General features: G+C 70.7%; 23 protein-coding genes. 18 read left to right on the forward strand and 5 right to left on the reverse strand.

The genetic code is table 11. The features are described from left to right. The first annotated feature begins 29 nt into the window (after nt 1–29). The 3 genes from ACH4TV_RS30520 to ACH4TV_RS30530 all read left to right on the forward strand — a co-directional run bounded on the left by ACH4TV_RS30520 (nt 30) and on the right by ACH4TV_RS30530 (nt 3,211). A complete protein-coding gene (locus ACH4TV_RS30520; protein WP_398403711.1) occupies nt 30–794 on the forward strand; it encodes a crotonase/enoyl-CoA hydratase family protein in 765 nt (254 codons plus the stop codon). 64 nt (nt 795–858) lie between these two features. After that, a complete protein-coding gene (locus ACH4TV_RS30525; RefSeq protein ID WP_398403713.1) occupies nt 859–2,007 on the forward strand; it encodes a CaiB/BaiF CoA transferase family protein in 1,149 nt (382 codons plus the stop codon). 61 nt (nt 2,008–2,068) lie between these two features. Beyond that, nucleotides 2,069–3,211 carry a thiolase family protein gene (locus ACH4TV_RS30530; protein WP_398403715.1) on the forward strand — a complete coding sequence of 381 codons (1,143 nt, stop codon included), beginning with the start codon at nt 2,069–2,071 and terminating at the stop codon, nt 3,209–3,211. Nucleotides 3,212–3,327: 116 nt separating this feature from the next. Here ACH4TV_RS30530 and ACH4TV_RS30535 read toward each other — a convergent pair whose 3' ends face one another. Next, nucleotides 3,328–4,563 carry an acyl-CoA dehydrogenase family protein gene (locus ACH4TV_RS30535; RefSeq protein ID WP_398403717.1) on the reverse strand — a complete coding sequence of 412 codons (1,236 nt, stop codon included), beginning with the start codon at nt 4,561–4,563 and terminating at the stop codon, nt 3,328–3,330. A 172-nt stretch (nt 4,564–4,735) separates the two neighbouring features. Here ACH4TV_RS30535 and ACH4TV_RS30540 point away from each other — a divergent pair, with 172 nt between their 5' ends. The 5 genes from ACH4TV_RS30540 (at nt 4,736) to ACH4TV_RS30560 (ending at nt 10,499) form a co-directional block, all read left to right on the forward strand. Beyond that, nucleotides 4,736–6,211, forward strand: a complete 1,476-nt coding sequence (locus ACH4TV_RS30540; protein ID WP_398403719.1) for a FadR/GntR family transcriptional regulator — start codon at nt 4,736–4,738, stop codon at nt 6,209–6,211. A 140-nt stretch (nt 6,212–6,351) separates the two neighbouring features. Further along, nucleotides 6,352–7,500 (forward strand): acyl-CoA dehydrogenase family protein, encoded by a 1,149-nt coding sequence (locus tag ACH4TV_RS30545; RefSeq protein WP_398403721.1) that lies wholly within the window; start codon nt 6,352–6,354, stop codon nt 7,498–7,500. A gap of 10 nt (nt 7,501–7,510) precedes the next feature. Next, the gene (locus ACH4TV_RS30550; protein WP_398403724.1) at nt 7,511–8,278 is read left to right on the forward strand and encodes an SDR family NAD(P)-dependent oxidoreductase; all 768 of its coding nucleotides are present in this window, start codon (nt 7,511–7,513) and stop codon (nt 8,276–8,278) included. 17 nt (nt 8,279–8,295) lie between these two features. Next, nucleotides 8,296–9,522: an acyl-CoA dehydrogenase family protein gene (locus ACH4TV_RS30555; RefSeq protein WP_398403726.1), complete on the forward strand. Its 1,227-nt coding sequence runs from the start codon at nt 8,296–8,298 to the stop codon at nt 9,520–9,522. Further along, nucleotides 9,519–10,499 (forward strand): NADPH:quinone oxidoreductase family protein, encoded by a 981-nt coding sequence (locus tag ACH4TV_RS30560; protein WP_398403728.1) that lies wholly within the window; start codon nt 9,519–9,521, stop codon nt 10,497–10,499. The genes ACH4TV_RS30555 and ACH4TV_RS30560 overlap by 4 nt, the downstream gene beginning before the upstream one ends. 7 nt (nt 10,500–10,506) lie before the next feature. Here the strand turns inward: ACH4TV_RS30560 and ACH4TV_RS30565 are convergent, their stop codons facing one another. Continuing rightward, nucleotides 10,507–11,370 (reverse strand): mycofactocin-coupled SDR family oxidoreductase, encoded by an 864-nt coding sequence (locus ACH4TV_RS30565; protein ID WP_398403730.1) that lies wholly within the window; start codon nt 11,368–11,370, stop codon nt 10,507–10,509. 176 nt (nt 11,371–11,546) lie between these two features. On the opposite strand from ACH4TV_RS30565, the gene ACH4TV_RS30570 reads away from it, so the two are divergent. From ACH4TV_RS30570 to ACH4TV_RS30585, 4 genes are all read left to right on the forward strand, one after another. After that, the gene (locus ACH4TV_RS30570) at nt 11,547–12,692 is read left to right on the forward strand and encodes an amidohydrolase family protein (RefSeq protein ID WP_398403732.1); all 1,146 of its coding nucleotides are present in this window, start codon (nt 11,547–11,549) and stop codon (nt 12,690–12,692) included. Continuing rightward, nucleotides 12,689–12,922, forward strand: coding sequence for a hypothetical protein (locus ACH4TV_RS30575; protein WP_398403734.1), 234 nt, complete (start codon nt 12,689–12,691; stop codon nt 12,920–12,922). The genes ACH4TV_RS30570 and ACH4TV_RS30575 overlap by 4 nt, the downstream gene beginning before the upstream one ends. 7 nt (nt 12,923–12,929) lie before the next feature. After that, the gene (locus tag ACH4TV_RS30580; RefSeq protein WP_398403736.1) at nt 12,930–13,742 is read left to right on the forward strand and encodes a mycofactocin-coupled SDR family oxidoreductase; all 813 of its coding nucleotides are present in this window, start codon (nt 12,930–12,932) and stop codon (nt 13,740–13,742) included. A gap of 70 nt (nt 13,743–13,812) precedes the next feature. After that, nucleotides 13,813–14,001 (forward strand): ferredoxin, encoded by a 189-nt coding sequence (locus ACH4TV_RS30585; protein ID WP_398403738.1) that lies wholly within the window; start codon nt 13,813–13,815, stop codon nt 13,999–14,001. Between the two features lie 61 nt (nt 14,002–14,062). Here the strand turns inward: ACH4TV_RS30585 and ACH4TV_RS30590 are convergent, their stop codons facing one another. After that, nucleotides 14,063–14,935 (reverse strand): VOC family protein, encoded by an 873-nt coding sequence (locus ACH4TV_RS30590; protein ID WP_398403740.1) that lies wholly within the window; start codon nt 14,933–14,935, stop codon nt 14,063–14,065. Nucleotides 14,936–15,104: 169 nt separating this feature from the next. On the opposite strand from ACH4TV_RS30590, the gene ACH4TV_RS30595 reads away from it, so the two are divergent. Together ACH4TV_RS30595 and ACH4TV_RS30600 are read left to right on the forward strand one after the other, a co-directional pair. Further along, nucleotides 15,105–15,974: an alpha/beta fold hydrolase gene (locus ACH4TV_RS30595; RefSeq protein WP_398403742.1), complete on the forward strand. Its 870-nt coding sequence runs from the start codon at nt 15,105–15,107 to the stop codon at nt 15,972–15,974. 39 nt (nt 15,975–16,013) lie between these two features. After that, entirely contained in the window at nt 16,014–16,637 is a 624-nt protein-coding gene (locus tag ACH4TV_RS30600) for a TetR family transcriptional regulator (RefSeq protein WP_398403744.1), read from the forward strand. 53 nt (nt 16,638–16,690) lie between these two features. Here the strand turns inward: ACH4TV_RS30600 and ACH4TV_RS30605 are convergent, their stop codons facing one another. Beyond that, nucleotides 16,691–18,289 carry an FAD-binding protein gene (locus tag ACH4TV_RS30605; protein WP_398403746.1) on the reverse strand — a complete coding sequence of 533 codons (1,599 nt, stop codon included), beginning with the start codon at nt 18,287–18,289 and terminating at the stop codon, nt 16,691–16,693. Nucleotides 18,290–18,546: 257 nt separating this feature from the next. On the opposite strand from ACH4TV_RS30605, the gene ACH4TV_RS30610 reads away from it, so the two are divergent. The 4 genes from ACH4TV_RS30610 to ACH4TV_RS30625 all read left to right on the forward strand — a co-directional run bounded on the left by ACH4TV_RS30610 (nt 18,547) and on the right by ACH4TV_RS30625 (nt 22,369). Continuing rightward, on the forward strand, nt 18,547–19,389 hold the full coding sequence (locus ACH4TV_RS30610; RefSeq protein WP_398403748.1) for a 2-keto-4-pentenoate hydratase: 843 nt from the start codon (nt 18,547–18,549) through the stop codon (nt 19,387–19,389). Next, nucleotides 19,386–20,345, forward strand: a complete 960-nt coding sequence (locus tag ACH4TV_RS30615) for an acetaldehyde dehydrogenase (acetylating) (protein WP_398403750.1) — start codon at nt 19,386–19,388, stop codon at nt 20,343–20,345. Before ACH4TV_RS30610 ends, ACH4TV_RS30615 begins: the two co-directional genes overlap by 4 nt. Continuing rightward, nucleotides 20,342–21,355 (forward strand): 4-hydroxy-2-oxovalerate aldolase, encoded by a 1,014-nt coding sequence (dmpG, locus tag ACH4TV_RS30620; protein WP_398403752.1) that lies wholly within the window; start codon nt 20,342–20,344, stop codon nt 21,353–21,355. The genes ACH4TV_RS30615 and dmpG overlap by 4 nt, the downstream gene beginning before the upstream one ends. Before the next feature lie 255 nt (nt 21,356–21,610). Beyond that, nucleotides 21,611–22,369 (forward strand): IclR family transcriptional regulator, encoded by a 759-nt coding sequence (locus tag ACH4TV_RS30625; protein ID WP_398403754.1) that lies wholly within the window; start codon nt 21,611–21,613, stop codon nt 22,367–22,369. 82 nt (nt 22,370–22,451) lie between these two features. Here ACH4TV_RS30625 and ACH4TV_RS30630 read toward each other — a convergent pair whose 3' ends face one another. Continuing rightward, nucleotides 22,452–23,222, reverse strand: a complete 771-nt coding sequence (locus ACH4TV_RS30630) for an SDR family NAD(P)-dependent oxidoreductase (protein WP_398403756.1) — start codon at nt 23,220–23,222, stop codon at nt 22,452–22,454. Nucleotide 23,223: the final 1 nt, after the last annotated feature.

Consider the following 23,223-nt stretch of genomic DNA (forward strand, 5'->3'; position numbering starts at 1 on the left):
TACGACCACTATGACTTAGAGGAGGCAGCGTGTCGGACGAGGTGCTGGTGGAGCGCCGTGGCGCGGTCCAGGTCATCACGATCAACCGCCCGGCGGTGAAGAACGCGCTGGACGCCGGGGTGGCCGCCGGGGTGGCGGCAGCGGTGGACGAGCTCGACGAGTCGGACGAGCTGCGCGTCGGCGTGCTCACGGGCGCGGGCGGCACGTTCTCGGCGGGGATGGACCTCAAGGCGTGGCTGCGCGGCGAGTCGCCCGCGATCGAGAACCGCGGGCTGTGCGGGATCACCCTGACGCCGCCGCGCAAGCCGGTGATCGCCGCGGTCGAGGGCTGGGCCCTGGCCGGCGGCTTCGAACTGCTGCTGGCCTGCGACCTGGTGGTCGCCGCCCGTACGGCACGGCTCGGCGTGCCCGAGGTGAAGCGGTCCCTGGTCGCCCGCGCCGGCGCGGCCCTCCACCTCCCGCGCCGCATCCCGTACGCCATCGCGCTGGAACTCCTGCTGACCGGCGAACCGGTCAGCGCCGTACGGGCGGCGGAGGTCGGCCTGGTCAACCGGCTCACGGACGAGGGCGGCGCGCTCGACGGAGCCCTGGAACTCGCCGAGACGATCGCGGCCAACGGTCCGCTCGCCGTCGCGGCCACCAAGGAGATCGCGAGCCGGACCACGGACTGGACGCTGGAGGAGGGGTGGGCGAGGCAGTTCGACATCGCCGCGCCGGTGTTCGTGTCGGAGGACGCCAGGGAAGGGGCCGCCGCGTTCGCCGAGAAGCGAGCACCGGTCTGGAAGGGCCGCTGACGACAACGTACCGACAACGTACGCAATTAAGTGTCCGTAATGTGAGCATGCTGGGAGGGTGACCATGACGACGGGACCTCTCGTCGGCTGCCGGGTCGTGGAACTCGGCGGCATCGGTCCCGGCCCGTTCGCCGGGATGCTGCTGGCCGACCTCGGGGCTGAGGTCGTCCGGGTGGACCGGCCCGGCCGGGCGGACGAACCGGACGCGGGCGGACCGGCGGACGTCCTCAACCGGGGGAAGCGGTCGGTCGTACTCGACCTGAAGCAACCGGCCGGAGCCGCCGCGCTCCTCCAACTCGTGGAGCGCGCCGACGTGTTGATCGAAGGGTTCCGTCCCGGCGTCACCGAACGGCTGGGCATCGGACCGCACGACTGCCTGGCCCGCAACCCCCGGCTGGTCTACGGCCGGATGACCGGCTGGGGCCAGGACGGACCGCTGGCCGCCGCGGCCGGGCACGACATCACCTACATCGCGCTGACGGGCGCCCTCGGCGCCATCGGCGAGGCGGGCGGACCCCCGAGGATCCCGCTCAACCTCGTCGGCGACTTCGGGGGCGGCGGCTGCTACCTCGTCATCGGCGTCCTGGCCGCCCTGCACGCCGCCGCGCGCACCGGCCGCGGCCAGGTCGTCGACGCGGCCATCGTCGACGGCACCGCCTCCCTCCTGGCCAGCACCTTCGGCAAGCTCGGGCGCGACGAGTGGAGCGACGAGCGGGGCATCAACCGGTTCGACGGCGGCTGGCCCTTCTACGCCGTGTACGGCACCAAGGACGACCGCCATGTGGCCGTCGGCGCACTGGAGCGCAAGTTCTACCGACGCCTGGTCGAGTTGCTCGACCTGGGCGTCGACCCGGAACAGCAGCACGACAGGTCGACCTGGCCGCAGCTGAGACAGCTGCTGGAGAAGCGGTTCGCGGAGCGCACCCGGGACGAGTGGGCGGCACTGTTCGAGGGGACCGACGCCTGCGTGGCCCCCGTCCTGAGCCTCACCGAGGCCGCCGCCCACCCGCATCTGGCAGCGCGCGGCACGCTGACCGCACCGGGCGGCGTCGTCCAGCCGGCCGCGGCACCGCGCTTCTCGGACACCCCGGCGGGCGCCGGTACCACCGCACCCGAGGTCGGCGCGGACACCCGCGCAGTGTTCCGGGACTGGCAGGTCGACGGCATCGACGAACTGCTCGACACCGGCACCGCCGTGCAACTCACCGACTGAACGAGACCGGCCCAACGAGACCTACTGAACGAGACCTACTGAACGAGAGGGAGACCCTTCCATGCGAGACGCTGTCATCGTCGACGCCGTACGCACCCCGATCGGCAAGCGCAACGGCTCGCTGGCATCGGTGCACGCGGCGGACCTGTCCGCCGAGGTGCTCAAGGCCCTCGCCGAGCGCACCGGCATCGACCCCGGCACGGTGGACGACGTGGTCTGGGGCTGTGTGACCCAGATCGGCGACCAGTCCAGCAACGTCGGCCGGTTCGCCGTGCTCGCCGCGGGCTGGCCCGAACACGTCCCGGCCGTCACGGTCAACCGGGCCTGCGGTTCCAGCCAGCAGGCGGTCGACCAGGCCGCGCACGCCGTCATGGCGGGGCAGTACGACATGGTCGTGGCGGGCGGCGTCGAGACCATGAGCCGGGTGCCGCTCGGCTCGCACCGGACCACCGGCCAGCCGTACGGACCCGCTGCCATCGCCCGCTACGACGGATTCGAGTTCAGCCAGGGCGTCGGAGCCGAACTCATCGCCGAGCGCTGGAAGTTGAGCCGCCGACAGCTCGACGAGTTCGCCTCCGCCTCGCACGCCAAGGCCGCCACGGCGATCGACGCGGGCGTCTTCGACGACCACATCGTGCCGATCGAGGTCGACGGCACCAAGTTCACCGTGGACGAGGGGCTGCGCCGCGAGACGACCCCCGAGACCCTGGCCCGCCTCAAACCGTCGTTCAGGGAAGACGGCGTGATCCACGCCGGGAACGCCTCCCAGATCTCCGACGGCGCCGCCGCCCTGCTCATCACCACCCCGGAGCGCGCCCGCGACCTCGGCCTCACCCCGATCGCCCGCTACCACCACGGCGCGGTGAGCGGCGCGGACCCGATCACGATGCTGCTCGGCCCGATCCCCGCGACCGAGAAGGTCCTGCACCGCTCCGGCCTGTCCATCGACGACATCGGCGTGTACGAGGTCAACGAGGCGTTCGCCCCGGTCCCCCTGGCCTGGCTGGCCGAGACCGGCGCGGACCCCGAGCGCCTCAACCCCTTGGGCGGCGCAATCGGCGTAGGCCACCCCCTGGGCGGCTCGGGCGCCATCCTGATGACACGGATGCTGGCGCACATGCGGCAACAGAACCTGCGGTACGGCCTCCAAACAATGTGCGAGGGCGGCGGCACGGCAAACGCGACGATCATCGAGCTGATCTGATCCAGCCGGGGGCACCCTGTAAGGGGCTGCTTTTAGGGGCGCGGGGAACTGCGCGACAAGCCACAACGGCGCAGCACCCGAAAACCACCCCCCCCGCGCCCCTCCCCACGCAGCGCCTACCGAGGCAACCCAAGCCCCCGCTCAGCAACCTGCGTCCGCAACACCTCGTTCGCACCCCCAGCAATCGTGTACGCCCGCGCATACAGATGCGCGTCCTGCCACCACCCGCCCGCCACAGCCCCCGCATCACCCTCGATCAACATCCCGTCCGTCCCCTGAAGCCGCAGCCCGAAGTCCGTCAGGTCGTGGTTGAGTTCGCTGAAGAAGATCTTGCCCAGGAGACCGGCGGAGGCCTCCTCCGTGCCGTGCAGCATCCGCGACTGGGCGAGCGAGATCATCGCGGCGTTCACCTGCACCCGCGCGGCAAGCTCACCGATCGTCTGCCGGGTGGCGGAGTCGTCCAGCGCGGGCCGGCCACCCACCGGCGTCGCCTCTGCCAGCCGCACCAAGTCGTCCAGTACGGCGAGCAGTTCGGCCCCCCGCGCGGCCACACCGGAACGCTCGCGGCCGAGGCTGCTCATCGCCACCCGCCAGCCGTCGTTCACCTTGCCGATCACGTTCGCCGCGGGGATCCGGACCCCGTCGAGGAAGACCTCGTTGAAGTCGGTGGTCCCGGTGATCTCCCGCAACGGACGGATGCCGACCCCCGGGCTGCGCATGTCCAGCGCGAACGCCGTGATCCCCTTGTGCTTGGGGGCCTCACTGTCGGTGCGCGCCAGCAGGTAACCCATGTCCGCGTGCTGGCCGTTGGTCGTCCACACCTTCTGGCCGTCCACGACGAACACCTCGTCGTCGCTCCCGGCCTCGCCCTCACGGCGCGCCCGCGTCCGCAGCGCCGCCAGGTCACTGCCCGCGCCCGGCTCGCTGAACAGCTGGCACCACACGTCCTCGCAGGCACGGATGCGGGGCAGGAAGTGCGCCCGCTGCTCGTCGGTGCCGAAGTCGAGCAGGGCGCCCGAGGCCAGCGAGGCCGCGCCGACGGGCGGCCAGGTGCGGGCGCGGGCGATCTCCTCGGCGACGACTGACGGTTCGAGGGGATGGGCGTCGGGCCGGCCGCCGTACTCGGCGGGCCAGTCGATGCCGAGGAACCCCGCCTCGTACAGCTTCGCGGTCCACTCCCGGATCGCCGGCATCAGCGCGGGGCCGGGCGCGCGTACACCGGAGTGCGTCTTGACGCCGGGCGCGTGTTCCGCGACGAAGGCGCGCACCTTCATCCGGAACGCTTCGAGTTCGGGCTTGGGCGTAAGGCGCATCGCTGCGGGCTCCTCGTCGTCGTCATGCGCAGTCGTCATCATGCGCACGATCTCGAAATGAGGGTACTCTAACTGGGTCGGATGGCTCTCGCCAGAGATCGGGAGCGGGAAACAGTGACCCGATCTCGGTGTCAGGTGCCCGGCCCGCACGTCTCCTGCCCTGGTGGCGAATAGACTGGGGATCCGCAATATCCCTCAGAGGAGTTGGCCCATGGCGACTGCCGCCGTCGACCACGAGCCCGCCGACGGCGAGGCAGCCACCCCGGTCGGCAAGCTGGCCGCACAGACCGCGCAGCGCATCGAGGCGACCGTGATCCGCCAGGGCTGGCCCGTCGGCGAGTCCCTGGGCTCCGAGGTGGACCTGCGGGAGCGCCTGGGGGTGAGCCGCGCGGTGCTGCGCGAGGCGGTACGGCTGGTCGAGCACCACCAGGTGGCCCGGATGCGACGCGGCCCGAACGGCGGTCTGATCGTCTGCGCCCCCGACGCGGGACCGGCGACCCGGGCCATGGTGATCTACCTGGAGTACGTCGGCACGAGCGTCACGGACCTGCTCCAGGCCCGCCAGCTCCTCGAACCGATCGCGGCGGGACTCGCCGCGGACCGGATCACCGAGGAGGGCATCGCCACCCTCCGCGCCGCGCTCGACGCCGAACTCGCCCACTGGGACGACCCGTCGGTCCACTCGCAGGACCCGCTGCACCCGGTGCTCGGCCGGCTGTCGGGAAACCCGGTGCTGCACCTGTTCATCGACGTGCTCACCCGCCTCACCGCCCGGTACGCGCACACCTCCCGCCGTATCTCCAAGGCGGAGATGCACGCGGCGAAGGAGACCTCGCACCAGGCGCACCGCGCGGTCGTGGACGCCGTGATCGCCGACGACGGCGCCCGCGCGCAGACGGAACTCACCGCCCATCTGGAGTCGGTCGCCGCCTGGATCGAGAAGCACCGGGTGCGGCGCGGGCAGCGGATCTCGGGGAACGTGATCGAGCCCGAACTGGTCGAGGGGGCGCGGGCGAAGCTCGCCGAGGTGGTGTCCGCCCGGATCCATGACGACATCGCCGCGCGGGGCTGGCAGGTCGGCATGGTGCTCGGCTCGGAGGCCGATCTGCTGGCCCGCTACGGCATCAGCCGGGCTGTCCTGCGGGAGGCCGTCCGCCTCCTGGAGTACCACCAGGTCGCCCGGATGCGCCGCGGCCCCGGCGGCGGACTGGTCGTCACCGAGCCGGAACCGCAGGCCAGCATCGACACGATGGCCCTCTTCCTCGAATACCAGGGCGTCACGGCCGACGACCTGCGGATCGTCCGCAACGCCATCGAACTCGGCATCATCGCCAGGGTGACCGCCCGGCATGCCGCAGGCGACACCGAGGTCGTCGAACGCCTCACGAAGGCCGTCCGGTGGGCCACCGAGGGCCCGGCCGAGGACCTTCGCAAGGCCGACCTGTTCCACTCCGAACTGGCGGCCCTGGCCGACAATCCGGTGCTGTCGCTCTTCCTCGCCATCATCACCGAACTGTTCCGCCGCCACGCGTCCGGCCACGACCGGCCGCTGCCCGGTGACACGGCGGCCGACGAGGTCCAGCATGTGCACCAGCGCATCCTCGACGCGATCGTGCAGGGCGACGCCGGCGTCGCCCGCCACCGGATGGGCCGCCACCTGGACGCCCTCATGCCCTGGTGGCACTGATCTGCGGCAGGGCCTTGCGGCCCTGATTTACTGACACTGATTGACCACGCCCCACGAGGTGTTCGGCCTCGTGGGGCGTTCTGCTGTGCCGGTAGAGGTTAATTAGGTATACTGAATAGGGTCGATTCAAAGGAGATCCGATGCGCCGGACCCTGTTCGAACGGGATCATGAGGACTTCCGTCTCCTGGTCCGTGACTTCATCGCCCGCGAAGTGCTCCCGGTGTACGAGGACTGGCGGCGCGCCGCACTCGTCCCCCGCGAACTGTTCACCTCGCTGGGGAAGCTCGGCATCATCGGTACGGCGATACCCGAGGAGTACGGCGGGGGCGGCCAGGACGACTACCGCTTCAACGTCGTCATCCAGGAGGAGTGCGCCCGCGCGGGCGTCACGCTGGGCGGCCTGCGCACCCATCTCGACGTCGTCGTCCCGTACTTCACCGGACTGGCGAACCCCGAGCAGCGGGCCCGCTGGTTCCCGGGGCTGGCCTCGGGCGAGCTGTACACCGCGGTCGCGATGAGCGAACCCGGTACGGGCTCGGACCTGGCCGGGGTCACGACGAGGGCGGTCCGTGACGGCGATCACTACGTCCTTGACGGAGCGAAGACCTTCATCACCGGCGGCCACCACGCCGACCTGGTGATCGTCGTGGCCCGCACGAGCACCGATCCGGACAACCGGCGTTCGGGCCTGTCCCTCCTCGTGGTCGAGAAGGGCATGCCCGGGTTCACCGTCGGACGCAAGCTGGAGAAGATCGGCCTCGCCGTCCAGGACACCGTGGAGCTGTCCTTCGCCGGCGTCCGTGTCCCCGCCGCCAACGTGCTCGGCGAGGAGGGCGCCGCCTTCTCCCTCCTCGGCCGCAACCTGGCCCAGGAGCGGCTGGCCATCGCGGTCGGCGCCGTCGCCCAGGCCCGCGCCGCGATCGACCTGACCGTCACCTACGTACGCGACCGGACCGTCTTCGGGAAACCGGTCGCCCACTTCCAGAACACGAAGTTCGAACTCGCCGCCCTGGACACCGAGTTGACGGCCGCCCAGACCCTCCTGGACGCGGCGATCAGTGAACTCGTGGCCGGCGAACTGAGTCCCGCCGACGCGGCCAGGACCAAGCTGTTCTGCACCGAGACACAGGGCCGCGTGGTCGACCGGTGCCTCCAACTGCACGGCGGTTACGGCTACATCCTCGAATCGCCGATCGCCCGGCTGTACACGGACGCCAGGGTGACCCGTATCTATGGCGGCACCAGCGAGGTCCTGAAGACCATTATCAGCAAGTCCTTGGGCCTGTAAGGAGTTTGATGTGAACATCGACGGTTCATCGGCGCTCGTCACCGGTGGCGCCTCCGGCCTCGGCCTGGCCACCGCCCGCCGGATCATCGAGCGCGGCGGCCGGGTCGTCCTCGCCGACATCTCTGAGGAACAGGGCGTCAAGGCGGTCGCCGACCTCGGTGACGCCGCCCGCTTCGTCCGCGCCGACGTCACCGACGAGGCCGCGGTCACCACCGCCCTCGACACCGCCGCCGAACTCGGCCCGCTGCGCTTCGTCGTGCACTGCGCGGGCCGCGGCGGCGACCGCACCCGGATCATCGACCGCGACCGCACCCCCGGCGAACTCGACACGTTCGCCGAGGTCGTACGGGTCAACCTGATCGGCACCTACAACGTGCTGCGCCTGGCCGCCGCCCGCCTCGCCGGCAACGACCTCGTCGACGGTGACCGCGGCGCAGTGGTCCTGACCGCCTCCGTCGCCGCGTTCGACGGCCAGATCGGCCAGACCTCCTACACCGCCGCCAAGGCCGGTGTGCACGGCATCACCCTGGTCGCCGCCCGTGACCTGGCCAGCTGGCAGATCCGGGTGAACACCATCGCGCCGGGCGTCATGGACACCCCGATGCTCGGCCGGCTCCGCGAGGACATCCGCGACGGACTCGCCGCGTCCGTCCCGCACCCCAAGCGCCTCGGCACCCCGGACGACTACGCCCGCCTCGCCGTCGAGATGCTGGAGAACCCCTACCTCAACGGCCAGACCGTCCGCCTCGACGGCGCCATCCGCATGGCTCCGCGCTGAACAGGGGGAGCGCTCACATGACTTCGGCCGTACGAGACCGCCGCGACGACCCGACTGAGACCGACGGGGAGTTCCGGGCCCGCCTGCGCACCTTCCTGACGGACCGTCACCCGGGCCGTGGCCCGAAGGACCCCGCCGAGCGACTGCGCTGGCAGAAGGCCTGGCTGGCCACCCTGTTCGACGCCGGGTACGCCGGTCCGAGCTGGCCGCGCGAGTACGGCGGCATGGAACTGGGCTTCGCCCGCCAGGTGATCTACCAGGAGGAGTACGCGCGAGCCAGGGTGCCGGGACCGCTCGGCACCGGGCTCGGTATTGCGGCGCCGACCCTCATCAAATACGGCACCCCCGAACAGAAGGAGCGCTTCCTGCGCCCCATGCTGCGCGGCGACGCCGTGTGGGCGCAGGGCTACTCCGAGCCGGAGGCCGGCTCGGACCTGCCCGCGCTGCGCACGACCGCGCGGCGGGAGGGCGGCGGACCCGACGACCCCGGAGCCCGGTACGTCGTCAACGGGCAGAAGGTGTGGAACAGTTCGGCCGACATCGCCGACATCCTCTTCACCCTGGTGCGCACCGGACCGCCCGACTCCCGCCAGGAGGGCATCAGTTACCTGCTGATCGACGCGCACGCCCCGGGAGTGAGCGTGCGCCCGCTGCGGGACCTGACCGGGGACGCGCACTTCTGCGAGATCTTCTTCGACGACGTACAGGTGCCGGTGGCCGACAGGATCGGTGCGGAGAACGGCGGTTGGCCGCTGGTGCGGACCAGCCTCGGCCATGAACGCGCGGCCGGCGCGATGAACCAGGCGGCGCGGTACCGGCGCGTGCTCGACGAGCTGATCGAACTGGCGCGGGAGCGCGGCGCGACGGCGGACCCCCTCGTGCGCGACCGGCTCGCGGACTTCGAGATCCGGGTGCGGATCATGCGGCTCACCGGGATGCGGACCATCGCCGACATCATGGCGAAGGGCGAACCCGGGCCGGCCTCCTCGACGTCGAGGCTCTTCATCGTGACCTTCGAACAGGAACTGCACGAGTTCGCCGTGGAGTTGCTGGGCGCCTACGGCATCCTCGGCCGGCGCGATCCGCACGCCGTCCAGCGCGGGCGCTGGGTGTGGGGTTTCCTGCGCACCCGGGCCTCCTCGATCGGGGCGGGCACCGCCGAGATCCAGCGCAACACCATCGCCGAGCAGGTACTGGGCCTGCCCCGTGACCCGGCGATGCCCACGACCGGGAGGACGCGATGAGAGCCGCACGCTGTACGGAGTACGGGCCGCCCGGGGGACTCTCGGTCGTCGAACTCGGCGACCTCGAACCCGGCCCGGGGGAGGTCCTGGTCCGGGTCCACGCCGCCGCGGTCAACTTCCCCGACGTGCTGCTCGTGGCGGACCGCTACCAGGTCCCCGCGCCCCTGCCGTTCACGCCGGGCAGCGAGTTCGCCGGGGTCGTGACCGCGCTCGGACCCGGGGTGTCCGGCCCGCCGGTGGGCTCACCCGTCGCCGGGGCGGTCATGACCGGGGCCTTCGCCGAGCAGGTCGTGGTGCCCGTGTCCGGGCTGCGTCCCGTCCCCGACGGGCTCGACATGGTGCACGCCGCCGCGTTCCACGTGACCTACGCGACCGCCTACCACGCCCTGGCCACCGTCGGGCAGGGCGCGGCGGGGGAGTGGGTGGCGGTGCTCGGTGCGGCAGGAGGCGTCGGCTCGGCGGCTGTCGACGTCGCGACCCGGCTCGGGATGCGCGTGGTCGCGGCCGCGTCGAGCCAGGAGCGGCTGACGGTCGCCCGCAAACTCGGGGCGACGGCCGGCGTCGACTATGTCGGCGAGGACCTGAAGACGCGGCTGCGTGAACTGACCGACGGTGGCGTCCACTTGGTGGTCGACCCGGTCGGCGGCGACCACGCGGAGGCCGCCCTGCGCGCACTGCGGCGGGGCGGCCGGTTCGTCACGGTGGGCTACGCCGACGGGAAGATCCCGCGGATCCCGCTGAACCTCGTCCTGCTCAAGGACGCGGTCGTACGGGGCTTCGAGATCCGCATGCTGCGCCAGTACGCCCCCGACGCGGTGGCCGCCGGCGACCGGGCGCTCGCCCGGATGGTCCGCGACGGCATGCGCCCGCTCGTCTCCCGCGTCCACCCCCTCGCCGACGTGGCGACCGCCCTGACCGACGTGGCGGAGCGCCGGACCACCGGGAAGGTGGTCATCGACATGACGGGCGGGGCCTGAACGCCGGTCAGAAGGTCGGCAGTTGGGGGCGCCGCTTGACGTACCCGCCCGCGTCGACGCGCATCTGCATACCGGTGACGTAGCGGGACTCCTCGGAGATGAGGAAGAGCACCATGTCGGCGATGTCCTCCGGCTCGACGTAGGGGATGCCGAAGCCGGTCGTCGCGGGGAAGCCGGGCAGCGCGTCCTCGCGGGTCGGGTTCTCCAGGTCGGGCCGGAACGAGCGGTACATGAGGTCGCTGTTGAGCATGTCCGTGTTGACGTTCGTCGGGTGCAGCGCGTTGACCCGGATCTGCCGGGCCGCCAGCACTGTCGCCAAGTCGTGCACGAACGCGGCCACTTGGCGCTTGGCGAAGGAGTAGCCGAGGCCGCCCGGTCCGTTGGCCGGGTTGTCGGTGGTCGCCGGGATCAGCCCGGCGATGGACCCTGTCGCCACGATCGAGGCGCCGTCGGGCAGATGGGGCAGTGCCGCGTCGACGGCGTGGACCACCCCGTTGAAGTCGACGGTGATGGCGTCCAGGAAGGCCTGGGCGCTCTGCCCGGGGCCCAGCGGGCAGATCCCGGCCTGGGCGACGACCGCGTCGAGCCGCCCGAGTTCGGCGACCCCCTCGGCCACGGCCGCCTTGAGCGCCGCCGGATCGCGTACGTCGGCCTTGCGGGCGACGATGCGCCGGCCGAGCTTCTCGACCTGACGCACCGTCTCGTCCAGGTCGGCCTCGGTGGCCAGCGGGTAGCCGTTGGTGGCGACGTCCTCGCAGAGGTCCACGGCGATGATGTCGGCACCCTCCGCGGCGAGCCGGATCGCCTGAGCCCGGCCCTGGCCGCGCGCCGCCCCGGTGATGAAGACGACCTTGTCCTGCACTCGACCCATGGGGTCTCCTTCCGTCGGATAAAAGAGTAGCCTGAATCCCGATGGATGGATCTGGCTCACTTCCCATGATCTGTGAGAAGTAACGGGTTTAAGGATGTTCTTCCACTGAGTGGGACCCGATCAGTGCACGCAATGTGCTGATGCTGTTGAGTCTCCGAGACCGAGGGAGCGCAAGGATGCCGCTGCAGCCATGGATGAAGTTGCTGTCGACCGACGATCATCTGATCGAGCCCCCACGACTGTGGTCCGACCGTCTGCCGGCGAGGTACCGGAACGCGGGACCGCGGATCGTCGAGCAGCCGCGAGGGGAGGGCCAGGCGCCCGCCGAGGTGTGGGTCTACGAGGACCGGATCTACCCCTACATCGGCCTCAACGCGGTCGCGGGAAAGAACCCGGAGGAGTTCGGCCTCGAACCGACGCGCTACGACGAGATGATCCCGGGCTGCTACGACCCGAAGGCCCGACTGCGCGACATGGACCTCGACGGAGTGTGGGGCGCCCTGTGCTTCCCCTCCTTCCCGGGGTTCGCGGGCACCGTCTTCCTGGACGGCAAGGACCGTGAGCTGGCCCTGCTGTGCATCCAGGCGTGGAACGACTTCGTGCTGGACGAGTGGTGCGCCGCCGCGCCCGGCCGGCTCATCCCCCTGGTCGTCCTGCCGCTGTGGGACGTCCAGGCCTGCGTCGCCGAGATCCACCGGACCGCGGCCAAGGGGGCCAAGGCGATCTCCTTCCCGGAGAACCCGGCCCCCCGGGGCCTGCCCTCCTTCCACACCGACCACTGGGACCCCGTGTTCTCGGCGGCCGAGGAGACCGGACTGCCCCTGTGCCTGCACTTCGGCACCTCGGGCAAGCCGCCGAAGACGGCGGAGGACGCCCCGTTCGCCGTGACGATCGCCCTGTTCGGCTGCAACGCCATGTTCGCCACCGCCGACATCCTGTTCTCCCCGGTGCTCCACAAGCACCCCAAGCTGAAGATCGGTCTGTCCGAGGGCGGGATCGGCTGGATCCCGTACCTCCTGGAGCGGATCGACGGCACCTGGGAACGGCACCGCTTCTACCAGAACGTCGACCAGCGCGTGCGGCCCTCGGAGCTGTTCCACCAGCACTTCCACGGCTGCTTCATCGACGACCGGTTCGGCGTGGAGGTACGGCACCACGTGGGCGTCGACAAGATCACCTGGGAGTGCGACTACCCGCACTCCGACTCGTACTGGCCCAAGAGCCGTGCCTACGCCGCCGAGGTCCTCGCCGACGTACCGGACGACGAGGTGCACAAGATGGTGGAACTGAACGCCCGCCGCCTCTACAACCTCCCCGCATGAGCCGGCGACCGGAGTCCGAGCGCTCCGACTGGACCGACCTGGACCTGCTCACCATCGAGGAGGCCCACGGCAGGCTCCTGACGGAGATCGCCGACACGGACGTACGCCTCGCCGGACTCGGGGCCGGCCCCGCCGACGACGCCGAGCGTGAACTCCTCCAGAGGCGGCTGCGCGCGTTGCGTGAGGCCGCCGAGGATCTGACCGACCTGACCGACCACACGAAGAGCTGAGGTTGCCATGGGGCGAGTGGAGAACAAGGTCGCTCTCATCACCGGAGCGGCGCGCGGTCAGGGACGCTCCCATGCCGTGCGGCTGGCCGAGGAGGGCGCGGACATCGTCGTCACCGACGTCTGCCGGGACATCAGCGACGCGCTGCCCTACTCGCTCGCGGCGAAGGAACAGCTGGAGGAGACCGCCGAGTTGGTACGGGCGACCGGCCGGCGGTGCGTCCCCGTACAGGCCGACGTCCGCTCGATCACCGAGATGCGGGCCGCCGTCGACGCGGCCCACGAGGAGTTCGGCCGGCTCGACGTGGTCGTCGCCAACGCGGGTGTCATGAGTTCGGGTTCCGCCTGGCAGCTGACCGAGGAGGCGTGGGACGTCGTCGTCGACGTCAACCTCAAGGGCGCCTGGAACACGGCACGGGCGGCGCTCCCGAGGATGATCGAGGCCGGCGCGGGCGGCTCGATCATCATGATCAGCTCGGCCGCCGGAATCCGCGGTCATGTGCCGTACGCCCACTACGTGGCCGCCAAACACGGCGTGGTCGGCCTGATGAAGGCCCTCTCCAACGAACTCGGCACGCACCACATCCGGGTGAACACCGTCCACCCCACCGGCGTCAGCGACACGGGCATCACCGTCGGCGTACCGCTCGACGAACTCGCCGAGCGGGAACCGATGTTCGCCCTCGCCGCGATGAACACCCATGCCCCGTACGTCGAGCCGCGGGACGTGTCGAACGCGGTCCTGTTCCTCGCGTCGGACGAGGCGAGATACGTCACCGGCCTCCAGTTCACCGTCGACGCCGGATCGACCAACAAGCCGTAGAAACGCAGCCCGCATACGCACCCCGCAATTCGTAGTACGCAGACCGCAGTTCACAGATCGGAGCCGTTCAGTGAAGATCACCATCGACAAGTCGTCGTGCTCCGGCCACGCCCGGTGCGCGGTGGCGGCACCCGGACTGTTCCGCCTCGACGACGACGGTTACGCGCTGCCCTTCGACGGAGAGGTCCCGGAAGGCCTCGAGGAGGCGGCCCGCGACGGTGAACGGGCCTGCCCGGAACGGGCGATCACCGTCGAGTGAGAACCCGGACGACAAAAGAGCCCCACGGCCGCACGCCGTGGGGCTCTTCCGTATCGCTCGCTCAGCCGGCCGGCATCGGCGGCGGAGTGAAGTGGTGGCCCCAGAACGCGCCGTCGGTGATCTCGTAGACGGGCACCGGCGAGGGCACCTTCAGGCCGTTCCAGCCGAACTCGACGGCGTAGTTCTCCGGCGACCAGACGTAGAACGACACCATGTGGTCGTTGGTGTGCTTGCCGAGCGAGTGCATCATCGGGACCTCGAACTTCGCGGCCCGGTCGAGTGCGCGCCCCACGTCGTCCAGCGCCGCCCCCTCCACCATGAAGTGCAGCAGGCGCCCCGGACCCGGCATCGGCGTCACCCCGAGGGTGTGGTGCCGGTCGTTGCAGCCCATGAACCAGGTCGTGCCGCCCGGCGAGCGCATCGTGTTCCGCTCGATGAAGCCCAGGACGTCGACATAGAACTCGAACGTCGTCCGCGCGTCCTCGGCGGAGATGATGGCGTGCCCGAAGCCCATGTCGTCGGTGACGAACCTCGACACCAGCGGGGTCTGCACCGGCACATGGTCGAGGGTCGTGCCGTAGAACAGCTCGACCGGGTTCCCGCCCGGGTCGTTGAACTTGACGAAGCCCGTGACGCGCCGTTGGGCGGCGTCGGCCTCGGTGCCGGCGGTCACCTTGATCCCCGCCTTCTCGACGTCCGCGACGAGCTTCGCCAGCTCGCGCTCGTCGAGAACCTCGAAGCCCAGCGCCGTCATCCCGGGCTGGGCGCCCGGGGAGACCACGATGCGGGCCGGATAGTCGTCCATCCGGAAGTGGAGCGACTCGGGATCAGCGCCCTCGACGGGCATCAGACCGAGGAAGTCACCTCCGAACGCCTTCCACTTGTCGAGGTCGTTGGACTCAAGACGCAGGTACCCGAGTGAGCGAACACCCATCAGGTCCTCCCCTCACATTGCTTCGCATCGGTCAGGTCCGGGCGGCCCGAGGGCTCCCGGCACGGTTACGTCCCCGACGCTAGACAGCCCGCGGCGCCCCCCGCCGGGACCGTCCCACTGATCGGGAGACCCCCGACGAGCGCCGCCCGCCCGGTGGCACGGTGCTGCCATGACACTCACCTCCCTGACGTACGAGGACACCCTGCGCGAACTCCCCACGGACGAGGGCGTGTTGCGCTACCACGAGGCGGGCGACGGACCGCCGCTGCTTCTGCTGCACGGGTCGGGGCCCGGTGTGACCGGCTGGCGCAACTACCGGGGCAACCTGCCCGTGTTCGCGCAGCACTTCCGCACCCTTGCTCTGGAGTTCCCCGGCTTCGGCGTGAGCGACCCGACCGACGAGAACCCGATGGCGGCGGCCCCCAGGGCCGTACTGCGCTTCCTGGAAGGCCTCGGCCTCGACCAGGTCGACGTGGTCGGGAACTCCATGGGCGGATTCGTCGCCGTGGGGCTCGCGACCGCCCACAAGGACCTGTTCCGCAGGATCGTGACCATCGGCGGGGTCGGCCGCAACATCCTGTCCCCGGCACCCAGCGAAGGCCTCAACCTGCTGGTGGAGTTCACCGAGAACCCCACCCGGGAGAACCTCGTGCAGTGGCTGAGGTCGATGGTCCACGACCCGGCCCTGCTCACCGAGGAGCTGATCGAGGAGCGCTGGGTGAGCGCCACCGACCCGGCGACCCTGGAGGCGTCCCGCCGGATCTACGGCCGGCAGGCGATGGCCGCGATCCTGGCCGCCCAGGCCCAGTCCGACCAGCCCGTCTGGGCCGCGCTCCACAAGGTCACCGCACCCACGCTGCTGACCTGGGGCCGGGACGACAGGGTCACGCCGCTGGACAACGCGCTGCTGCCGATGCGCACCATCCCCAGGGCCGAACTGCACGTCCTCCCGGACTGCGGGCACTGGGCGATGATCGAGCAGAAGGCGGCCTGGGAGAGCACGGTCCTGGCCTTCCTGACCCGCCCGGAGGCCTCCTGAGCGACGCCGCGGAGATCCATCAGAAGCCCCCTGGACGACATGAGGGACGACGACGTGGCGAGAACCGCGGAGGTACGACGACCCGCCGCTCCGATGTCGAGCCGTCAGGCCGCCCGCCGGGTCCGTATCCTGCGCGCCGCCTCCGAACTCGGGGCGCGCGAGGGGCTCGCCGGCGTCCAGATGCACGAGGTGGCCAAGGAGGCCGGCGTCGCGATCGCCACCCTGTACCGCTACTTCCCGTCCAAGCCCTGTCTGTTCCTGTCCGTCCTCGAATGGCACATCGAGCAGTTCCTCGGGGGCCGGGACGGTGGCACCTCCGCCGACGAGGGGAACGACCCGGCCGCGGAGGCGGCGGAGACGCTCATCGCGCTGAGCGGGAAGCTGCTGGACAGCCCCCTGCTGGCCTCGGCGGTGGCGCTCTCCTCGTTCACGGAGTACGCGAGCGTCGTCCCGACCCGCTTCGACATCGCCGAAGGGGCCCTGGCACAGCGGCTCCTGCGCCTCCTCGGAGGCCGCGGGGACACGGAGAGCCAGCGCGGCAGGGTGCGGCTGCTCGTCTACGGCTGGTGGGGTCTGTTCGTGGCCATGCTGACCGAGGAGATCACCACCGCGCAGGCGGAGGCGAACCTGCGCCTGGCTGTACGGCTGATCGCCGCCCCCTGAACGCGCGCCGCTGTGCCCGGGACACCTGTCGTGTCCCGGGCACAGTCATGAGGTCAGTCCGTCACACCGGCCATGTCCAGCACCGCCAGGTACGAGAACGCGACACTGGAACCGATCGGGGTCCCGGCGCCCGGGTAGACGCGCCCCGACATCGCGGCCGCGGTGTTCCCGGCCGCGTAGAGCCCCTCGATCGGCCGGCCGTCCGGGCGCAGCACCCGCGCGTGGTCGTCGATCTTCAGGCCGCCCTTGGTGCCGAGGTCGGTCGGGACGATGGTCGCGACGTAGTACGGCGGGGTGTCGAGCGGAAGCAGCAACGGGTTCGGCCAGTCGGGCGTGGGCGGCGCCGGGAAGTTCATCTCGGGCAGATGGGCGAAGAAGAGCACGTGATGGAACATCTGGTCCCAGGGTGTCTCACCACGATGGAACCTCTCGTCGACCCCGGACTGCGCGTAGCCGTTGAACTCCTCGATGGTCCTGCGCAGCGCCTCCAGCGGTACGTCGATCAGCTTCGCCAGTTCCTCCAGGGTGTCGGCCTTCTTCAGCGCGCCCGACTCGAACCACTCGGAGCGGACCGGCTGGTCGGCCGGGCCGCCGAAGCTGTCCCGGTCGAGCTGCCGCTGGTCGAACACCCAGTGGGCGGGGATGTGCGAGACGTCCGTGGTGGTGTGCAGCCGGACGATCTCGTGCCCGGCCTGGTCGTAGGGGCGTGTCTCGTTGACGAACCGTTCGCCGGCGGCGTTGACCCAGATCCCGCCCCGCGTGCCCGAGTGGAAGGTCGGACGGCCGTCCGGCTGTACGAGGCCCGGCAGATACCAGGCCTCGTCGAGCAGGTCGGTGGCGGCACCGATCGCGATCCCGGCCTGGAGCGCGTCGCCCGTGTTGCCCGGGGAGCCGTGGGACCACTCGCTGCTGCGGGGGATCGGCTGGTACTTCTCACGGAACTCGGGGTTCTTCTCGAAGCCGCCGGCGGCGAGGATCACGCCGCGCCCGGCGCGGAACGTGACCCGTTCACCGTCGCTCACCGCCACCACGCCGACGACCCTGCCGTCCTCGACGACGAGGCTCTCCAGCGCGGTGTTGACGCGGAGCGTGCCGTTGCCGGTCTCCAGGAACGCCGACAGTGCCCTGCCGATCAGCGCGCGGCCACCGCTGAGGACCGGGCCCTCGTCGATGCCCCACCGCTCGGCGGGGATGGAGGTGCGGACCAGCCGGGCGTTCTCCCCGAGGTCGGCGACCGCGACCGGCGGCGGGAAGATGGTGTGCCCCGCGGCGGACGCGCCGGGGGCCGACGGGTAGTACTCGGGCACGGGACCGTACACGAACGACTGGAACCACTGGTTCTTCTCGAGTTCGTCGATCACCTGGACGCCGGCCCGCAGATAGGCGTCCTGGAGCGGCTCCCGCGAGCTGTCGTCGACGACGCTCCGCAGATACGTCCGGGCGTCCTCGGCGTCCTCGATGCCCGCCCGGCCGACGGGCGCGGAGCCCGGGAACCAGAGACCCGCACCGGAGTAGGAGGTCGTGCCGCCCACCAGACCGGTCTTCTCGATGACAAGCGTGCGCAGGCCGCGGGACGCGGCCACGTACGCCCCGATCAGACCTCCGCCGGACCCTACGACGATCACGTCGTAGGCATCCTCGTTGATGCTCATCCGAACCTCCTCATGACTGCCGACGTTCTTGGTGGGGAGTGGGGGGAGTGGGGGACCGCGTGCAAGGGGGACGGGACAGGGAGCATCGCCGTGCGGCCCCGGCGACGGTAACGAGACAGCGCGGGCCCGCCCTTGAGCCATCTCGCTCAGCGAGACCCGCTCGCCTCCCGGCCCCCGAGTCCCGCTGAGCGGAACGCTCAGGGGTGCCGCCGCGCACCGCGGCTCACGCTGGAGGCCGGCACGAGCTGAGGATGGCAATGACAGACGTTTGGGAACCGGCGGCCGTCGCGAACCGTGAAGCGGCCGTGGCCGAGGCGGTCGCACGACTCACCCGCGCAGCCCAGGACCACACGCCATGCGCACCCGTGCGGGACCTGCTCGGCAGGGCCGACATCAGCCTCGCGTACGCCGTCCAGCAACGCGTCATCGGCGACCGGATCGCCGCCGGAGCACGCGTCGTCGGCCGCAAGATCGGGTGCACGTCCGAGGCGGTGCAGCGCCAAGTAGGCGTCGACCGGCCCGACTTCGGTGTCCTGCTGGACGACATGGACGTCTCCGGGCTGCCGGCCGTCCCCAGCGACCGGCTGCTGCAACCCAGGGTCGAGGCGGAGATCGCGTTCGTGCTCGCCGCCGACCTGGACGACGACGACCTCGACATCGAGCGGGTCCGGGCGGCGGTCGGACACGCCGTGGCCGCCCTGGAGATCGTCGACAGCCGGGTGGCCGACTGGGACATCGCGATCACGGACACGGTCGCCGACAACGCCTCCAGCGGCCTGTTCGTCCTCGGCCGCGAGCGGGTCGACCTGAAGGAGTTCGAACCCCGGGACGTGACCATGCGGTTGTACGCCGACGGCGCGCTCGCCTCCGAGGGCAGCGGCGCCGCCTGTCTGGGCGACCCGCTCGCCGCGCTGCTGTGGCTGGCGCGCACCGCCCGGGAGTTCGGCGACCCGCTGCGCGCCGGACAGGTCGTGCTCTCGGGCGCCCTGGGCCCGCTCGTCCCGACCCCGCCAGGCATCACCGTACGGGCCGAGATGTCGGGCCTGGGATCGGTGACGGCGACCTTCTCTCACCACTTCTCACCCAAGGAACAAGGATGACGAAGACCAAGGTGGCCGTTATCGGCTCCGGCAACATCGGCACCGACCTGATGATCAAGGTGCTGCGGCTGTCCGACACTCTGGAGATGGCCGCGATGGTGGGCATCGACCCGGACTCGGACGGCCTGGCGCGCGCCGCCCGTCTGAAGGTCCCCGCCACCCACGAGGGTGTGGACGGCCTGATCGCCATGGACGGCTTCGACGAGATCGACATCGTCTTCGACGCCACATCCGCCAAGGCCCACGTCGAGAACGCCAAGAAGCTTGCCCCGTACGGCAAACGCCTCGTCGACCTGACCCCGGCGGCCATCGGCCCGTTCGTGGTGCCGCCGGTGAACCTGGACGAGCACCTGAACGCCGACAACGGTGTCGACAACGTCAACATGGTCACCTGCGGCGGCCAGGCGACCATCCCGATCGTCCACGCCGTCAGCCGTGTCACCCCCGTGCCCTACGCCGAGATCGTCGCCTCGATCTCCTCGAAGTCGGCCGGTCCGGGCACCCGGGCCAACATCGACGAGTTCACCGAGACCACGTCCGGCGCCATCGAGAAGGTGGGCGGCGCCCGGCGGGGCAAGGCGATCATCGTCCTGAACCCGGCCGAACCGCCGCTGATCATGCGGGACACGGTGTACTGCCTGATCGGGGAGGCGGACCACGACGCGATCCGTGCCTCCGTCGAGGAGATGGTCGCGGCGGTCGCCGAGTACGTGCCCGGCTACCGGCTCAAGCAGCAGGTCCAGTTCACGCCGGTCCCGGCCGGCGACCCGGTGCACACGCTGCTGGCCGACGGCGACACCTCCCAGGCGACCACCAAGGTCTCCGTCTTCCTCGAAGTCGAGGGCGCCGCCCACTACCTGCCCGCCTACGCCGGCAATCTCGACATCATGACCTCGGCCGCCCTGCGCGTCGCCGAGCGCATCGCCCAGCGATTCCCCACCGAGGTGACCAAGTGACCGCGACCCGCAGGCTCTACGTGCAGGACGTCACCCTCCGGGACGGGATGCACGCCATCCGGCACCGGATCACGCCCGAGTTCGTGGCGAAGATCTCCAAGGCCCTCGACCGGGCGGGCGTGGACGCGATCGAGGTCGCCCACGGTGACGGTCTGGCCGGCGGCAGCCTCAACTACGGGCCGGGCAGCAACACCGACTGGGAGTGGATCGAGGCGGCGGCGGACGTCATCGACCGCGCGGTCCTCACCACGCTCCTCCTGCCCGGCATCGGCACCATCGTCGAACTCAAGCGGGCCTACGCCCTCGGGGTCCGTTCGGTGCGCATCGCCACCCACTGCACGGAGGCGGACGTCGCGGCCCAGCACATCTCCGTCGCCCGTGAACTCGGCATGGACGTCTCGGGCTTCCTGATGATGGCCCACATGGCGTCCCCCGAGACCCTCGCCGGCCAGGCGAAGCTGATGGAGTCCTACGGCGCGCACTGCGTGTACGTCACCGACTCCGGCGGCCGGCTCACCATGGACGGGGTCCGCGACCGCATCCGCGCCTACCGGGACGTGCTCGACCCGGGGACCCAGATCGGCATCCACGCGCACGAGAACCTCTCCCTCTCGGTGGCGAACTCGGTGGTGGCGGTGGAGGAGGGGGTGACCCGGGTCGACGCGTCCCTCGCGGGGCAGGGCGCCGGCGCGGGGAACTGCCCGATCGAGCCGTTCGTCGCCGTGGCCAACCTCCAGGGCTGGAAGCACGACTGCGACCTGTTCGCCCTCCAGGACGCCGCCGAGGACCTGGTCCGTCCCCTCCAGGACCGACCGGTGCGCGTCGACCGGGAGACCCTCACCCTCGGCTACGCCGGCGCCTACTCCAGCTTCCTGCGCCATGCCGAGACCGCGGCGGAGCAGTACGGCCTCGACGCCCGCACGATCCTCCAGGAGGTCGGCAGGCGCGGGCTGGTCGGCGGCCAGGAGGACATGATCGTGGACATCGCCCTCGACCTCACCCGGGGCTGACCCCCGACGGACGTACCGCTCCCCGGAAGAACCCTTCCGGGGAGCGGTACGTTTTTGCGTCCCATGAAGAATGGACCGACCGTCCGAATTAATCGGTGCACGGCTCTTTCTCTGCGGCCCTTGACGTTGATAGCTTGACGCCGAAGCCGAACTAGAATTGATTTCAGTTTGAGCAGAGAGGCCCGGACGATGACGTCTGCCCTTCGCCTGAGCTCGCGATCCTCCGAGGCCGACGAGCAAAGCCTGCCTCCATCGATGATGGAGCGCGTAACCCTGATCATGGACCTCTTCGAACGCCCGCAGACTCACCTGACACTGGAAACGGTCTCGCGCCGGACCCACCTTCCGCGCTCGACGACCCACCGGATTCTCGACCAACTGGTCCGCCTGGACTGGCTGCGCCACACGGTCGCCGGGTACACGCTGGGACGGCGGGCGCTCGGCCTGGGCGGGCGGGAGATCGGCCACAGCGCGCTGCGGTCCGCCGCCGCGCCCCACCTGCTCGACCTGGCCGTCCGTACCAGGATGGTCGTACACCTGGCCGTGCTCGACGGGCCGGAGATCTACTACCTGGACAAGGTGGGAGGCCGGGCGGCGGTGGAGATCCCGTCGAAGGTCGGGGGCCGTGCGGTCGCGCACTGTACGGGGCTCGGCAAGGCGATGCTCGCCTGGCTGAGCCCCGAGGAGATCGACGCGCGGTACGCGCAGCTGATCGAGCGCCGCACCGACCACAGCATCGGCCGCCTCGACCACCTGCACCGCGAACTCCGCACGGTACGCCGCCGCAACGGCCTGGCGATCGACCGCGGCGAGTGCTTCCCCGACCTCGGCTGCGTCGGCCTCGCCCTGCGCGGCCCCGAAGGCCCGGTCGGCGCGATCTCGGTGGTCGGAGACGGCCGTTCCTCACTGGAACTTGTCGCTCCGCTGGTGGTCAGCGCGGTGAAGTCGGTGACGGAGGAACTGTTCGGCACGCCGCGGCAGGAGCGTCGCGAGATGCCGAACCTGGTCTGCTGAGCGGTTTGTTGGCTGCGGGCCCGGTGGGGGCTTGTCGCGCAGTTCCCCGCGCCCCTTGCGGGGCGCGGGTGCGCACCCGGCTTCACCAGGCCGTCCAGCCTCCGTCCACCGTGATGGTCGTCCCCGTGACGAACCTGGACGCGTCCGATGACAAGAACACCGCCGCGCCGCCGAGTTCCTCCACGGCACCCACCCGCCCCAACGGAGTGCCCCGTACGATTCGTTCGCCCCAGCGGCTGTCCAGCAGGCCGGAGCTGAGGTCTGTGCGGAAGTAGCCGGGGGCGAGGGCGTTGACGCGTACGCCCCGGTCCGCCCACTCGACGGCGAGCGACTTGGTGAGCGCCTCGACCCCGCCCTTGCTGGCGGCGTACGCGGCGATCCGCTCGAAGCCGGTGCTCGCGTGCACCGAGGAGATGTTGACGATCGAGCCGGAGCCCTGCTCCAGCATGACCCGGCCGGCCTCGCGGCAGACGTAGAAGGTGCCCTGGAGGTTGATGGCCAGCACGCGCTGCCAGTCCTCGTCGGTGACGAACTCGCTCCGCGTGAAGTGCGGACTGACGCCGGCACAGTTGATGACCGCGTCCAGCCGGCCCGACCATCCGGTGATGCCCTCCACCATGGTCCGTACGGCGGCGGAGTCGGCGACCGAGCCGGGCAGTACCAGCGTTTTGCCGCCGTACTCGGCCAGTTCGGCTTCGAGGCTGTCCAGGTCGGCGGCCGTACGGGCGGTCACCGCCACGTTCGCGCCGGCCTGGGCGAGGGCGACCGCGATGGCACGGCCGAGGCCCTTCCCGGCTCCTGTCACCCAGGCGGTTCTGCCGTCGAGCCGCAGGTCGGTGTTCACATCGGCCATG

The sequence above is a fragment of the Streptomyces sp. NPDC020898 genome (assembly GCF_044333925.1).
In the GTDB taxonomy this organism is placed as follows: Bacteria; Actinomycetota; Actinomycetes; order Streptomycetales; family Streptomycetaceae; genus Streptomyces.

Coding starts and splice junctions, on each gene's coding strand:
- ACH4TV_RS30580 (WP_398403736.1), top strand. CDS start 12,930: ATGGGGCGAGTGGAGAACAAGGTCGCTCTCATCACCGGAGCGGCGCGC.
- ACH4TV_RS30615 (WP_398403750.1), top strand. CDS start 19,386: ATGACGAAGACCAAGGTGGCCGTTATCGGCTCCGGCAACATCGGCACC.
- ACH4TV_RS30540 (WP_398403719.1), top strand. CDS start 4,736: ATGGCGACTGCCGCCGTCGACCACGAGCCCGCCGACGGCGAGGCAGCC.
- ACH4TV_RS30555 (WP_398403726.1), top strand. CDS start 8,296: ATGACTTCGGCCGTACGAGACCGCCGCGACGACCCGACTGAGACCGAC.
- ACH4TV_RS30590 (WP_398403740.1), bottom strand. CDS start 14,935: ATGGGTGTTCGCTCACTCGGGTACCTGCGTCTTGAGTCCAACGACCTC.
- ACH4TV_RS30600 (WP_398403744.1), top strand. CDS start 16,014: ATGAGGGACGACGACGTGGCGAGAACCGCGGAGGTACGACGACCCGCC.
- ACH4TV_RS30575 (WP_398403734.1), top strand. CDS start 12,689: ATGAGCCGGCGACCGGAGTCCGAGCGCTCCGACTGGACCGACCTGGAC.
- ACH4TV_RS30605 (WP_398403746.1), bottom strand. CDS start 18,289: ATGAGCATCAACGAGGATGCCTACGACGTGATCGTCGTAGGGTCCGGC.
- ACH4TV_RS30565 (WP_398403730.1), bottom strand. CDS start 11,370: ATGGGTCGAGTGCAGGACAAGGTCGTCTTCATCACCGGGGCGGCGCGC.
- ACH4TV_RS30545 (WP_398403721.1), top strand. CDS start 6,352: ATGCGCCGGACCCTGTTCGAACGGGATCATGAGGACTTCCGTCTCCTG.
- ACH4TV_RS30525 (WP_398403713.1), top strand. CDS start 859: ATGACGACGGGACCTCTCGTCGGCTGCCGGGTCGTGGAACTCGGCGGC.
- ACH4TV_RS30530 (WP_398403715.1), top strand. CDS start 2,069: ATGCGAGACGCTGTCATCGTCGACGCCGTACGCACCCCGATCGGCAAG.
- ACH4TV_RS30535 (WP_398403717.1), bottom strand. CDS start 4,563: ATGACGACTGCGCATGACGACGACGAGGAGCCCGCAGCGATGCGCCTT.
- ACH4TV_RS30630 (WP_398403756.1), bottom strand. CDS start 23,222: ATGGCCGATGTGAACACCGACCTGCGGCTCGACGGCAGAACCGCCTGG.
- ACH4TV_RS30570 (WP_398403732.1), top strand. CDS start 11,547: ATGCCGCTGCAGCCATGGATGAAGTTGCTGTCGACCGACGATCATCTG.
- ACH4TV_RS30625 (WP_398403754.1), top strand. CDS start 21,611: ATGATGGAGCGCGTAACCCTGATCATGGACCTCTTCGAACGCCCGCAG.
- ACH4TV_RS30610 (WP_398403748.1), top strand. CDS start 18,547: ATGACAGACGTTTGGGAACCGGCGGCCGTCGCGAACCGTGAAGCGGCC.
- ACH4TV_RS30595 (WP_398403742.1), top strand. CDS start 15,105: ATGACACTCACCTCCCTGACGTACGAGGACACCCTGCGCGAACTCCCC.
- ACH4TV_RS30560 (WP_398403728.1), top strand. CDS start 9,519: ATGAGAGCCGCACGCTGTACGGAGTACGGGCCGCCCGGGGGACTCTCG.